Annotated in this window: 12 protein-coding genes; 6 read left to right on the forward strand and 6 right to left on the reverse strand. The window is 38.2% G+C overall.

What is annotated here, in order from left to right; translation table 11 throughout:
• Positions 1-38 precede the first annotated feature (38 nt).
• Positions 39-566, reverse strand: a complete 528-nt coding sequence (locus VHA01S_RS07515; protein WP_023403757.1) for a hypothetical protein — start codon at positions 564-566, stop codon at positions 39-41.
• 83 nt (positions 567-649) lie between these two features.
• Here VHA01S_RS07515 and VHA01S_RS07520 point away from each other — a divergent pair, with 83 nt between their 5' ends.
• Both VHA01S_RS07520 and VHA01S_RS07525 read left to right on the forward strand, forming a co-directional pair.
• Positions 650-901: a helix-turn-helix domain-containing protein gene (locus tag VHA01S_RS07520; RefSeq protein ID WP_023403758.1), complete on the forward strand. Its 252-nt coding sequence runs from the start codon at positions 650-652 to the stop codon at positions 899-901.
• A 91-nt stretch (positions 902-992) separates the two neighbouring features.
• Entirely contained in the window at positions 993-1,313 is a 321-nt protein-coding gene (locus tag VHA01S_RS07525) for an AbrB/MazE/SpoVT family DNA-binding domain-containing protein (protein WP_023403759.1), read from the forward strand.
• A gap of 36 nt (positions 1,314-1,349) precedes the next feature.
• Here the strand turns inward: VHA01S_RS07525 and VHA01S_RS07530 are convergent, their stop codons facing one another.
• From VHA01S_RS07530 to VHA01S_RS07550, 5 genes are read right to left on the reverse strand one after another with little or no spacing between them, the layout of a single operon-like run.
• Complete coding sequence (locus VHA01S_RS07530) at positions 1,350-3,683, reverse strand: AAA family ATPase (protein ID WP_023403760.1); 2,334 nt, start codon at positions 3,681-3,683, stop codon at positions 1,350-1,352.
• Positions 3,673-4,182, reverse strand: coding sequence for a hypothetical protein (locus VHA01S_RS07535; RefSeq protein WP_023403761.1), 510 nt, complete (start codon positions 4,180-4,182; stop codon positions 3,673-3,675). Before VHA01S_RS07535 ends, VHA01S_RS07530 begins: the two co-directional genes overlap by 11 nt.
• A complete protein-coding gene (locus tag VHA01S_RS07540) occupies positions 4,175-4,843 on the reverse strand; it encodes a hypothetical protein (RefSeq protein WP_023403762.1) in 669 nt (222 codons plus the stop codon). Before VHA01S_RS07540 ends, VHA01S_RS07535 begins: the two co-directional genes overlap by 8 nt.
• The gene (locus VHA01S_RS07545) at positions 4,836-8,648 is read right to left on the reverse strand and encodes a hypothetical protein (RefSeq protein ID WP_023403763.1); all 3,813 of its coding nucleotides are present in this window, start codon (positions 8,646-8,648) and stop codon (positions 4,836-4,838) included. Before VHA01S_RS07545 ends, VHA01S_RS07540 begins: the two co-directional genes overlap by 8 nt.
• Positions 8,641-10,173, reverse strand: a complete 1,533-nt coding sequence (locus VHA01S_RS07550) for a tyrosine-type recombinase/integrase (RefSeq protein ID WP_023403764.1) — start codon at positions 10,171-10,173, stop codon at positions 8,641-8,643. Before VHA01S_RS07550 ends, VHA01S_RS07545 begins: the two co-directional genes overlap by 8 nt.
• Before the next feature lie 81 nt (positions 10,174-10,254).
• Between VHA01S_RS07550 and nrdD the strand changes: the two genes are divergently transcribed.
• The 4 genes from nrdD (at position 10,255) to VHA01S_RS07570 (ending at position 14,070) form a co-directional block, all read left to right on the forward strand.
• Complete coding sequence (gene nrdD, locus VHA01S_RS07555) at positions 10,255-11,577, forward strand: anaerobic ribonucleoside-triphosphate reductase (RefSeq protein WP_255209304.1); 1,323 nt, start codon at positions 10,255-10,257, stop codon at positions 11,575-11,577.
• Between the two features lie 51 nt (positions 11,578-11,628).
• Entirely contained in the window at positions 11,629-12,099 is a 471-nt protein-coding gene (gene nrdG / locus VHA01S_RS07560; protein WP_023403766.1) for an anaerobic ribonucleoside-triphosphate reductase-activating protein, read from the forward strand.
• A 412-nt stretch (positions 12,100-12,511) separates the two neighbouring features.
• Positions 12,512-13,228: a HipA family kinase gene (locus VHA01S_RS07565; protein ID WP_039970388.1), complete on the forward strand. Its 717-nt coding sequence runs from the start codon at positions 12,512-12,514 to the stop codon at positions 13,226-13,228.
• Entirely contained in the window at positions 13,225-14,070 is an 846-nt protein-coding gene (locus tag VHA01S_RS07570) for a DUF3037 domain-containing protein (protein WP_023403768.1), read from the forward strand. Before VHA01S_RS07565 ends, VHA01S_RS07570 begins: the two co-directional genes overlap by 4 nt.
• The last annotated feature ends 128 nt before the right edge of the window (positions 14,071-14,198 follow it).

The raw sequence follows: 14,198 nt of genomic DNA on the forward strand, positions 1-14,198 counted from the left end.
GATATTGATGTTGGAATGAAAGATTAAAAGTGTGATTTCTACGAATCACACTTGTTTTCTAGATGCTGTGTTTCTGCTAGAAGTTCGTCAATGACATCAAGATCTTCAGTGAGAAATGCTTTTTGTTTTAGAAGTCGTCTTAACTTTGCATCAGACCAATCCTCAGTTTGAGGGAAGCTATAGCTCAATCTTTGATATGCGTGAATTTGATTCTCAAGCAAGTCTAGCTTTTCATCTATGGTATTGCGTACTTCTTTGATGTGCTCGATCTCAAAATAGTCTGGCAATTTTGGGTAACTCTTAATGAGTTCGCCTTGCTCATTTTCAGTATAGAGCTTTCTGTAAATAGCGCCAACGGCTTGTTTACTGCCAAGCGATTGAATAATTGGCTGATCTTCAGATTCATATGACTCTAGTAAGCGTTCGACTAATCGCTTGATAGAACTTTGAGACAAATTTCCCTGGTAATCGCTTTCAATCTGTTTAACTAGGTCATTCAAATAAAAGACTTGAGGCACCTTGGTACATAGTGCCATTAACATAATTTCTTCAAATGAATCTTGCATACAATAACTCCAAAATCGACAACGAAACCAATTATAGTTGGTTTGAACGAAAAAAACCAACTATAATTGGTTTGAGAATTAAAATGAAAAAAGAAATAGCAGTTAGCTTCGGTAGAAAAGTTGCTGAAAAGAGAAAAGAAAAAGGATGGTTGCAGGGCGATCTGGCAAAATTCAGTGGTCTAAGTAAGACCTATGTCGGAAATCTAGAGAGAGGTGAAACCAACGTAGCGTTAGAGAAGGTTTATTTGTGCGCTTATGTCTTAGAATGTCCTGTACAGGACTTATTGCCCTGTGATGAAGAAATTTTTGAATCAATACAAGAAAGGTCTGAATAATGTATAGAGCCGTCTATCAAACGAACTGTAGGGCGATTTCAGGCTTTAAATTACATTATACAAGCATGCAGTATGGCTGTTAGAGGTATAGATGGAAACAATTCTCATAAAAATTGAAAGTTCGACAGGAATTGTTATTCCTGATGAATTCTTAGCTGAAATGCAACTGAAGCCAGGTTCTAAAGTCACGCTAATCCGTAAAGAGGACGGGTTCTTTGTGAAGGCATTGGATAAAAAACCAAAGTTTGACATCAAAGACTTAATGGCTAATACGGATTTTGACTCGCAACGTAATGACCCTGAATTACAAGAATGGCAAGCTAGGTCAAGATCAGGGCGCGAGGGGTCTAAATCACAGCCCCCTCTGTTAGTGGGCTATAGAACTAATCTGCCAGATTTGATTATATCGTAGTATGGAAACAGACAGGTTGAGTCTAGGCTAATCCACCTAAGATACTCTGAACTGCTCACCTACAGGCGGAGTAAAACCTAAATATCGCGATTTAGCATTTGGTGTACGATTAATTGCACGATTTAATGCCTGGATATCGCCGACAAAAATAGTTGCTTCAGTACTACGAGTAAGAGCTGTGTAAATTAGACTATTTTCGATTAGTGCGCTATCCCAAGATGGTATGACCACAATAGTATATTTGAATTCAGATCCTTGCGCTTTGTGTATCGTAACAGCATAACTATGATTTAAGCCGACTTGAGCAATATGTTCTTCATCCAATTCGATCTGTGTTTCGTTGAGATTACATATCAATTTTTTTATTAATTTTTTTGCACTGTTATACTCATGTACGATGCGCAGAACTACCCCCATATCGCCATTGTATAATCCTAGCTCTTCATTGTTGCGTGTTACGATAACTTTATCACCTTGTCTAAAACCAAATGTTTTACGTCCTTCGGGGTTGATAGTAAGCATGCATGCTTCGTTTATCTCATCAACCGAAACAAACTGTTTATAAGTCGAGAAAGGAGTGATGATTTGAGTTTCATAGATTCCTAAAGCTATGAGTAATTTTGAGCATGTAGCAGGGATATCTTGGTTTGTACATGCAAGTTTAAATACTCCATTATTTAATTTTGATTGATAAGGTGGTAGGTGTGCATTGGGTTCTTTTTTGAAATCTATTTCATGCTCATTCAGTTTAGTATCTTTATGACCAACAGTTCTTACTAGCGTAGCAAAATTTTGAATTGGATTATTCGTACTTTGTCGTAATGATGATGTTAGCTCTACATAGTTAATTCTTGCTTCGACCAGAGGCTGAAAAACAGCCCCAAAACCTACAGGAGCAACTTGGGCAACATCACCGACCATCAGGAGTGAAAAGTCAGCATCGTGGCTCTCAAGCGCATGTAGAAGCTCTGAAATGATAGACAAATCACACATTGATGCTTCATCGACAACAATTAAACAGTTATTTTTAAGCTTGAGCCTGCTAGATGTCAGTTTATTAATGAATGAGCGTAGAGTAAAACAGCATTCTTCCATCGCTGTTTTTGCGACTAATCCTTTGCGTTTTTCCCTAATTACTTTGTGTTTTATAAGGCTTTTTCGAATGCGCTTTGTTGCCACAGCAGAAAGGGCAAGATAATACGAGTCACGTTCATCATGATTACAAATATACTTTATAGCGGATAGGGCGGTACTTTTACCACTGCCGCTTACTCCTTGCGCAACTGTCAAGTGTTGGGTGGTTGCTTTTTCGACTAAGTTCACTTGCTCATGAGTAAGTGCAAAGTTAACGAGGATTTTAAACTCACTGATCAATTGGTCAAATCGTGATTGTGATAGATAGAAGTCGGCTTGTTTGATTAACCTTTGTATCGACATCTCGGTCTTAGATTCAATATAAGCAACGCCAATGCCCTGGTACGCTGTTTCATCTGAAGACTTGCATAGAGTTCGTTCACTTAATGCAATTTGAACTGCATTATCTACATTATTTTTATTGATGAGTGAGCCAAGCTTTTGATTGAATTCGTCAATAGGAATGGCTGTATGACCATTAGCTAAGGCTCGATATACCACTGTATCTATAGCGCCTAGAAATCGGTATTTTGGGGAATAGGGTGACTGTTTATTTATTCTTTCTGCCACCCCCCATGCATTTACAAACTTTGCGCCAAACTGGAGGGGTAGGTAGGGGTTTTGCAATAGAGATTGTTTTGCAGTGAGTCCTAATAGCTCATATAAATATTTTGCAGTTCTAATGTCATACCCAGTAGATTGAATGAATTCGATGTAATCGAATTCGTTTACTAGATTGTTGAATGCTAGCATTACAGCAAGTGCTCTTTTGGGGTTGTTAAATGCGACACTTAGAGCAGATAGATTTTGTTCAGTGAGTATTTTGATGAATTTCCTAGCACTTCCCGCTGCTTTTATTGTTTTCTCTAGTCGTTTACGCTTGCAACCTAAACGATAGAAAATAGGATGTTTATCTAAAAGGTGGCCAAGTAATTGGGGGAGAGTAAAGGGGGCATTACCACATTCTAGCAAAGATAACTCTTTATCAAACGTCATTATCAAATCGAATCGTGGTTGAATCGCATTGGTTTGATAGTGTAAACAGTACTTTGTTGCATACGGTCTTGCGGAAGGGGTAAATTGCCAAATCTCTGCTGGTTCTGGTGCTCTATATACAAATTCTACACTTATGGTGATGCATAATCTTTTCTGATATTTTAGGCACTTAGCATATATTTGGTAAGCTTCGTTTAGCTCGTCTTTTTGACAACTGGTGACAACAAAATTAGTTTGCAAAAGTACGTCCTCCGCCCAGCAGCATATTCTCTATTTGTTTTAAGTGAGTTCCTTCGATGTTGTTCCTATGAGCTTTACAAGCTAATAATTGCGCTTCTAGATCTTGAATTATTAACTCTTGGTTTGAGATTTTTTCTTGTAACTTGTTGATTTTATGGTTATTTATTGTTGAGCTGTCGGTCTCTATAGTTTGGTTCTCATTGCTTGACAAATTTAGAGTGCTGTTACTAATGCCTAGCTCAATGATGTCTTGTTTAATTCTGGCTTGAATATACGAATTATCGTTGATTGTTTGACGGCTTTTGAATCCACACCACCGTGCAAGTTCAGAGACATTGATACCCAGCGCATTGTTTTTGTCTCTTGGGAATGAGAAACCTTCTTTCTTCATCTTTGCAATACAACCATCATACAACTGACGATAAAGTTTACTTTTGGCTGGTCCTTTTAGTGCTTGTTGCTCAGGAGTCAAAGTTTGTTGAGGAAAAATTTTATTCATTATTTCCTCCATGTTCTCTGCTAGATTGCCAATCAAAATAAGGGGTCAAGTATTGGCTATTTACGATAACTTCACCGTAAATGTCCGTAATTGTATTGTTGTTTTGCTCATAAATGACTCCTAGATCTGAACTGTTTAACCAATCTAGGAGATGTGCCATTGCATGGCACATTTTTCTAGTCTCGTTCTCCGTATTATTCCCTGTTACGTTCGTATTTCCATTTCCAAGTTGTTGATCTATTTGCGCTAATGTTAACTCAAGCTGTTCATTTCGTTGATGAGACTTTGTTAATTTTTCATTTAAGTTGCTGATTTTACACTGCAAAAGAGCCTTTTCAGCAACCCAATTTGACGGTGCTGAGTCCAGTATCGACAAGTTGCCATGTTGCTTATTTCTGCTTGAAAGTGAACTAGCGTTTAGCTTCGATATTTTTGATAGTGATTCTTCAAGAACACCTCGATATTGCCCGCTATGTTTAAGCAGGGTTGAGTAACCAATAGCATCCTGTGCATGATCCTCCGTCATGATCTCAACAGTCATTTTTGCAAGATGATCCAAATTTTTCACTTTACTGTAGAGCTTTTTAGAACGTTCAATTTTACTAACTGTGTCCCTTAAAAGCTTCAAACGAAGAAGCATCAACTCTTTTCGACTAGGCATGTTCTATACTCTCCAACGTTTTGATTATTTGATTCTGAACAAGGCTTTTCTGTGGAACAGGTTTATTAATAAGCTCAGTGTCCAGAGTCTCAATTATCTGCTTTTTGTTGATAATTCCAGCATCGATCATCGCAAGTATTGGCGCTAAAATATGGTCTGGGCTTAAGTTTTGTTCTTGATAGCTTATTGCTAGCTGCTGTCTTTGCTGTGAGCTTGCACTCATTGACAGGTACTGTACTTTTTGTGTTAACCGAGCCATGACAACTCTGAGCTTATCGGATCTGAGAGAAGGAATATCATCCGTAGTGAGTGCATGGTTGAAGAATATTTCAGCAACCTTTTGTTGAACTTTTTCACATTTAATGCTTTCTTTCAGCAGTGTAGGTGCGGGAATCATAAAACGGCTATGCTGATTATTTTTAGTTCCAAGTAGTCTTTGTCGCTGTGTTTCAACAGCTTCTTGAGCAATTGCCCACCCAATTTTTTCACTACTAATAACATCAATCTTCTGCTTTAATCGTTTTTTCTCTTGCTTGACGAAATTACTGTCCAAATCTGAATTGGAGTTTAAGCTTTTCAATTCCTCACCAGTCAGTGTTTCATCTATTTCTAACTTTTCCATCATTGCTGATATCGATACAAGATTATCAATATGGCATATTTTAATCCTGCAAACACCACAACGTTGAAAGCCTCCATTTTCATCAACAATTTCGGCTGGGCATTCGAGGTTATGGACACATATATGAGTATCTGCAAATGCAATCATTGAGTGTGGGGTCGATGATAGTAGGTCTAAGCCAGTCTTTTTTTGTATCTCGTTTCCTTCTTTATCAATCACGACTAACGGTATAGAAGTCATGCCGTAAAGATTCATCGCTTCTGAAGGCGATTGTAGAAACGCATCTTCGACTTTTGATGAAACAGCTTTACTAGATATTCGTACGCTTTCATTACTATCCGTGCGTTTGATTATTTTTAATGCTTGTCGGCTCGATTCGAATAATGCTTTTGTTTCTTCAGCATTCTCAACTCCGTAGTAAACCGCTGTCTTGCCACTCTGGTTAACTGTCCTCGCCAATAGATGTAGTGGCATATGTCCTATACGGTGTGAAACAAATGTAGTTCGTGAGCCATGAGGTGTTACGATAGGCATTAACTTGATTCTGTGTCCTATCCCATCAAACTTGTGTTTATGCAATTTGCTTTCATCAACAAATGAACGTTTTACATGAGAATTCTGAGCAGTTAATTTATTAACAAAGTTGAGATAAGTCATTGGATCATCAGGTGTCAATGGAACCATTTTAACGAATTGACAATTATTAACATACTCACCACAGTGTGTATTTATTAGCTGTTGAGCTAATAAAAGTAGATTATCCCAGACACCATTCCACTGTTGTTCTCCAAAAGCTTTTCCTGCTGCATTTCGAAATAGAACGTCAATTTCTTGATTTGAAGAACTGTACTTGATTAGATCACCGATATTTCTATCTGTTCGTAGTCTTAAAAACTCCCTTTCAGACCTCAGAATACTAATAACATCCTGATGAGAGGGGGCTTTCCAAGGTCGTTTGTTCGTCTTTTCCGTTTGTACAAGTAGGTGAGTAACATCAGTGTTATCTGTTGCATACTTATCAAAATGTCGCGCATCTAGATGTCGGATATGTATATGTCGAATCCCTTGTTCTAAGGCTACTGTCGCTCCTCGAATTGGACCTAGTAAAGGAATTGATATATTTTTACCATCAATGTGTACTTTTGATGTTTTATTCATACAGAAGGGATTTGATAGTGTTGAGGAGGGCTGATCTAAACGGAAGTACTGATACTCTAAACTATCATTTAAGTACCAAGCTATTGGGGTATAGCCAGCGACTGGCTCAGAAAACACTTGATTTCGAAGGTTTTGTATTTGTAAATCATTTGTTACTACAGCAGTCCCCTTCTTAAGTTGATATGCTTTGAGGGGGATGGCAAGACGAATAGGACTAGTGTTCTGATAGTTGAGTGTAAACTCTCCAAGTCGGGTCGAACGTTTTGGTTTTAGGTCGATAAATGAATACGGATTCGCTTTTGGTAGTGTTGACATGGATGTGAAGCCAAGTAAAGTATGTGTATAGCCCTCTAGGATTCGTTGTTGAAGATACATTCCCAAGCTTTCAAGTGAATAAGCGGTCTCTAGTAGAAATGGAAACTCTTCACGAGAAATCGTTTGTTTAACTGATTCATTATGCGCCCCAAGAGCAATACCATTACAGTGCTTATGCCAATGTTGAGTAAACTCCTTGGATAAAATCACTGCTTGGCTAGGTACGTGTTGTTGATCTAAAGCGAAATTTTCATTAATACTTAATATACAGCTTCTTACGCTCGTTGGGAGTTGCTCCGATTGTTGTAATAAAAAATCTGAAAGGGTTCGAGGCCAAGTTTCATTATCAATATCCAGATTAGAAAAACTACGTATAACGAACGTTTCTCGGTCAAGAAGCTTTAGCGTTTCGGGTATCGTAATTGATTGAGATTTAGCTACATCTGGGAACATTTCTATCCAAGCCGCTACATAGAGCAAATACCGTCTTATTGTATTCCAGCCCGCAGTGTATTGTGTTTGCGCTGACTTTGTAGTTGCTTGTCTTTTGAAACTTTGGTGCTGATATTCATCCCAATGTTTAAAATTTACATCTAATGTATCATTCAAGGCTTTATTGACTACGTTCACATTGTTACTAACAACAAAATCGAACAAAGCTTGTTCATCTTTATCGAACAAAACTGCACTAAAATCGAATTCACAGGGACTCAGGGCAACTTTTATTTCATTTTTTACTGTTTCTGTGAGCTTTCTACTGTGACTTTGAAGAGAGTCTGTGTGAAAAAAATTCAGTGAGCCTGTGCAAATGCGTTTTAAGTTTGTTAGCCCAGAGCTAAAGCCTTCAAAAGGCTTAACTGAATCAGTTAATTGTTTGAGAATTGCTAAATGGGATTGCTTTTTGTGGTTAAGTTCTTTCCAAAGCACGCTTAGTCGGGTTACTTCATCAAAACTGCTTAAATCTAGAGTTTCAGTTACTTGACCGCAGTAAAGTAAAAAGTTAGTGGAATTAATGCCAAGTTTAGCTTCTTCTCGGTTAACTTTTACAATCTCACGCTCAATCAGGTTTGCACTCTCGTACCCAAAAAAAATCGCTTCAAATTTGGCAGATAGATTTTTGACGTACTCATCTGTAGCCCCAAACATAGGGGGGGTATTTCGTCTATTATTGGCTTTAAACGTAACAAAAGAGTGTAGGTTGTTAGACACAATAGTATGTGAAATCGGCAGAATAATATGCCCAGATCGCCATAGGCGAATTAATAAACACCTTGATAAGTGAATTAGATTACTGAATAAATTGCTTGTTAAAATCTCTTCATTCACGCCCATTTTTGAAGCTAAATATTTGGCTTTTTTTATGAATTCAGTAGCTGCTAAATGCTGCTTGTGTAGTGGATCGTTGGCTCTTTGCTCATTAACTTTGTAGTTCGTAGTACCATCACCAATGCATGCAAGTTGATATAATTCTTGCGCTGTGATTATTATATTTTGTTTAAGTTCAATAATTGCCCAGCGAGCATCTGCAACGCCATTTGAAATGTTAGTGCCGACAAGTGCGGAGTTGCTTAGGTCGTACTTTTTTTCAACGCCTACATCAGTGAAAAAATCATGAACATCATTTGCTAATGCATTAGCAATAATAGGTATTTGATTGTTAGCTTGCTGCTCCCCATTAGGGAAAATAACTTGATTGCTGATATTAAACATTGTTAGCCTCTGCACTGAAATTTTCGATTTGAGTTAGTTTTAGATTGATTTTTTTAGCTTGCTCTTCGTGATACAACTTTTGTTCGATCAAGGCTGTTGTTTCATGAGATAAATTGCCTATACGAGCTAAGATACGTGCTTTGGCATGTTCATCTTTTACTTTATCTTCATCAATCTTAATGTAACGTAAAGTACTATTAAGTGACTCATGCCCAATAAGTTTTTTCACTATTTGAACTTCTAATCCAAATTTTATCCTTTGGCTTCCGTCTTCCATTTCTTCTATTGTGGGATACTCGTTTAATAGGTAATTGATGAGAGTGTGTCTAGCCAAATGAAATCCATAGATGTACGACACACCAATTTTGTTGAGGGCTAGCTTATATTTTTTTTCTATATTGCTGAGACTGCGTTTGTTTCTTCTGGCTTGATTAACTAAAAGGAGAGGGCGGCCTTTACGAGATCCCTTTTGGAATACAAAGATAAAGTCGTGACTGAAGTTTGAGCAAAACTCACTAGATCCGAGATAGTCTTCTAATGCAAGCCAGAAAACTTCCTCAGCATCACCAAAGAGGTGGACAATATCATCTTTAGTGCTTCTTCCCTTTTCGGACTTGCAAGATTGTTTTTCGATTAGTGTTAAACCACGAAAATCGATTTTCTTCATGTAAATCAATCGATTGGTAAAGTCTATGTGACTGAATTGAAGCATTAAGGCTTCACTAATCCGTAAACCCGTTGCATGTATTAATGCATAAAGTAATCTTTCCCGTTTACTTAATGATGGTAATGATAAAAGGTCACGAATTTGTTCTTGCGTCATTTCACAATAAGATCGGATTTCAGCATCTTCCGATTGTAGTCGCTTAAGTACTCTTTCTGACAGTCCGCTGTAATTGTTAGCACCTATGATCCCACCTAACAATGTATTGTTTTGCCAGTGAAGTTTTTCCGCTTGGCTAACTTTGTTGTTGTTCCAAACTTCGGCAAAGGCAGGTTGATAGTTGAAGTCATTGAGTGAGAATCCATTCTCTCTCGCAAATCGAGTGTGAAAAGCTTTAGCTTCACGTTCACTAAATTTTAAAAAGTGATCGACACCAACTGCATGAAGGTTAACAGCATTATTCCCGAGGTTGGGCTTGTAGCCATCCATTTTTTCTCTAAGAGTGTTGAGCAAGGCATCTTCGATAAGATTGTCGTTTTTAGACAAGTAGTACGGATAATTGTTTATGACTCTGGATACGTAATGTAGGTCTGCTTGATCAAACTGAAACTTTATATCGGCTTCATGCAAGTAATCAATAAACCTTATGACCGCATTACTGTACGTAAGCATGGTGTTTGGTTTTAGTGGCTTACCGTTTTTTCCAGTCAAAGTTTTTAGGTAATTAACGAATTTAGTAAATTCGATGACTTCACTCTTGTCTGCTTTTCTAAACAGTTTTGTATGAACAGAATCAATGACTCTATTGTCAGAGACCTGTATTGATTCATGCTCTTCAATGTACAAGTGCTTCAGTTTCATGAGAGTAAATATCCTTAAGCCGCAAGAGAAGATAACATGGATTACATATTATCACCCTTTTAAATCAACGGGTAGCATGTAATTCTTCGGTTTGCCGCTTCATTATTAGTGAGAGTAGTTTTAACTATATCACATAATGGTCAAACTCCATTTGTGACCTTTGGCTTTGGTTTAGGCTCTTCTTGGGCGTCTAAATTGATCCAAACTTCGATTTTGAAAAACCGCATTGCAGGTTTGGGTAAAAACAGTAAGACCGCTGTTTTCCCTAAATTAGTCTTTGGCATCAAAGATGGCTTAAATCATAAAGCAACCGATCCAAACTACGACATTAAGCAACTGGCACTAGAGTGTGCAACCAAGCGTATGTACCCAGATATTCTTAACTACGACAAAGTGGTTGAAGTGACAGGTTCATTTAAAACGCCAATGGGTTGTCGCAGCTTCTTAAACGTTTATGAAGAAAACGGCGAGATGATCCACGATGGTCGTAATAACCTTGGTGTGGTAAGCCTTAACCTGCCACGTATTGCACTTCAAGCGCAGGGCAGTGAAGAGCGTTTTTACGAGCTATTGGACGAAAAACTAAGCACAGCACGTCGAGCATTGGAGACGCGTATTAGCCGTTTAGAAAACGTCAAAGCACGCGTTGCACCTATCCTATATATGGAAGGCGCATGTGGCGTACGTCTGAAACCAGACGATGCGGTTTCTGAAATCTTTAAAAATGGCCGAGCTTCTATTTCTCTTGGTTATATTGGCGTTCATGAAACGATCAACGCTCTATACGGCACTGAGCAACATGTGTTTGACGCCGCAGAACTACGCGAAAAAGCCGTGGCTGTTATTGCTTATCTAAAACGTAATGTGGATGCGTGGACAGAAGAAACAGGCTATGGCTTTAGCTTGTATGGCACACCAAGTGAAAACTTGTGCAGCCGTTTCTGCCAAATTGATACTAAAGAATTCGGCGTAATCAACGGCGTAACAGATAAGGGTTACTACACCAATAGCTTCCACTTAGATGTGGAGAAAAAGGTTAACCCGTACGACAAAATTGATTTTGAAATGCCATACCCAATGATCTCAACCGGTGGCTTCATTTGCTACGGTGAGTTCCCGAATATGCAGCGCAATGTCGAAGCATTAGAGAACGTCTGGGATTACGCTTATACGCGCGTTCCATACTACGGTACTAATACGCCAATTGATGAGTGTTATGAATGTGGCTATAACGGTGAGTTTGAGTGTACGAGCAAAGGCTTTACCTGCCCTAACTGTGGCAACCACGATTCAGCCAAAGTATCGGTAACACGACGCGTGTGTGGTTATCTAGGTAGCCCAGATGCACGTCCGTTTAACTTCGGTAAACAAGAAGAAGTGAAACGTCGCGTAAAACACTTATAAGTAAGTGACTATAGCAATACCATTTAAACAATTAGCACGAGCAACACACTGATGAACTACCACAATTATTACCCAGTTGACGTGGTCAACGGGCTAGGAACACGCTGCACCTTGTTTGTTTCTGGATGTATCCATCAATGTCGTGGCTGCTACAATCAATCGACTTGGTCGCCAAGCTCTGGGCATTTATTTACCCAAGAAATGGAAGACCAAGTGATTGCTGATCTCAACGATACCCGCATCAAGCGCAAAGGGCTGTCACTGTCTGGTGGCGATCCGCTTTATCCGGGTAATCTTGAAGCAATCTTTAAGCTGGTAAAGCGAGTAAAAGAAGAGTGTCCCGGAAAGGATATCTGGATGTGGACGGGTTACGTTCTCGCAGAGCTTAGTGAAGAGCAACAACAAGTAGTTAACTACGTAGATACTTTAATTGACGGCAAGTTTGAAAAAGACTTAGCCGACGCTCGTTTAGAATGGCGAGGCAGCTCAAACCAAGTCATTCACCGCTTTACATTAGATTAAGCGCCTGCAGGTTACTTAGCGTCTTATTATGAGGTGTTGAGTGATGTTTGTTATCAAAACGACCTATTGAGGGACAGATTTTATAATCTGTTCCTTTTTTCATTCTAACCCAATTAAAAATCTATAACTAATTGAATCTAAAGTGGTTCGAATACGCCCTTCATCTGCTTAGAACAGATTTGCTGTAGAAAACTTCTCACTTTATATCGAGCAATGTTTCCTAATGTGGACAGTTCTTTTTTGAATTGATTCTAGCCCTAATTGTTTCATATGAACTGAAGTTAGCGGAGGTTTCCGCGTTATTTAGTGGGAAATCGATATCATTCGTTATTATAACCACCCAACTAGATATCGACTTATGTAACGATTATGATAACTTACAAGCATCAATTTTACATAGTTACAGCTATATATGATTTACATCGAAAGGATAATTAGGAAGATGAAACAAGGCCAAACAGGGCCTTACCTCTGTGTTGGCGATGATGGTAATCAGTATATTGTAAAAGGGCCTAATACTACATATCGAGGATTAATTAACGAATGGGTATGTGGAAAGTTAGGAAAGGCTATTGGGTTACCAGTACCTGATTTTGAAATTGCGTACGTTGATGGTTCTCTACTTGAGTTTGGACATTATGAGCTCAGCGAAGGGGATTGGTTTGCTTCTAAGTACGAAGAGAATATTCAAGATGTCCCTTACCAAAAGCTATGTGAGCTTGACTTGGAAGGTTTAAAACTACTGTTTTTATTTGATTACTGGATGAAAAATGGTGATCGTAATCTTACGCAAAGTGGCGGTAATCCGAATCTATTTATCCGCTCGGATCTTCAGTCATTTATTGTTTTAGACCATAACCTTGCCTTTGATAAAGATCATGATGAGACGTTTAGTCAGTTGAAAGAACTCCATGTGGGGTCAAGTGCTTGGTTTGCTGAACAAAGATCTTTACTAGATCATGACTACTACAAAGAACTACTGGAAAATTGTGTTAGTGAACTAGACTCTATATTAGAGTCGATACCGGACGAATGGCTCGAAAACTGCGTTGATATTGGTATTGTAGAAGATATTCGAGTAACATTATTGCGCTTTAGAACATCTGTATTTTGGGAGGGTATAAAATGAAAAATCTAGTGCGTTATTCAGTAATACGTTTTATGCCTTTTACTGAAACTCAAGAGTTTGCCAATGTCGGTATCGTGATTCATGCCCCTCAAACAGGTAGCGTGTTATTTAAACTAGCAAATAAAAGATTTGGTCGAGTTTCTCAGTTTTTTGATGACCTTGATGGTCAGTTATACTCTAATGCTATCGAAATGTTTCATTTCGAGCTTAAGCGTATTCAAGATTTTGCTAAAGGAATGCGAGGAAAGGACTTGGCTGGTTTCATGGATGAAGTTACCAGACAAAGAGAGGGCTTCCTTACTTTTAGTGAAACTGCAGCTCTTTTGACGAATGAATCATTTGAACTTGTTCTAGAAAAGTTGTTTGAGCAATATGTTGGTAGAAGCTTTAACACTAAAGAGCATCGAGAGACGCTTTTAGTTCAAAACCTGAAAAAACAATTAGATGGCATAACGAGATATAAGTTTACTAAGAGTAAACTAAATGCAGATTATGTTTCTTTTGAGCTACCTCTGGTTGCGACAGATAGAGTCACAACGAAAGCGATTAAACCTCTCAGTTTTTACCAAGACAAGCCTTTAAAGTTACTCGATCATGGTGAGTTTTGGATTTCAAGAGTGAAGCATTTACTAAACTCAAACACTCTTGATGCTAGTGACTTTCTTTTCGCAATTGATCGTCCTGAGTACAATGATAAAAACCTTAAGGCTGCATTTAACTCTATAGAAGATGAAATGAACTCATTAGGTGTTAATGTTTATGATGTCCATGATCTTCGTAATATTGAAAAATTTGCAAGGTTTGAGTCAGAAAATGTAGATAATTTTAAACTCATTCACTGACAAACAGGTTTTGCTATACAAGTGACTAAGGCGTCTAAACTGCAATAGATTCAGTGTATTTTGCGATTTTAATAAGATCTAATTCTACATTATCTGGTAATACAAATTTGGGTATTAGTGCTCATGTC

The organism is Vibrio halioticoli NBRC 102217 (assembly GCF_000496695.1).
GTDB lineage: Bacteria > Pseudomonadota > Gammaproteobacteria > Enterobacterales > Vibrionaceae > Vibrio > Vibrio halioticoli.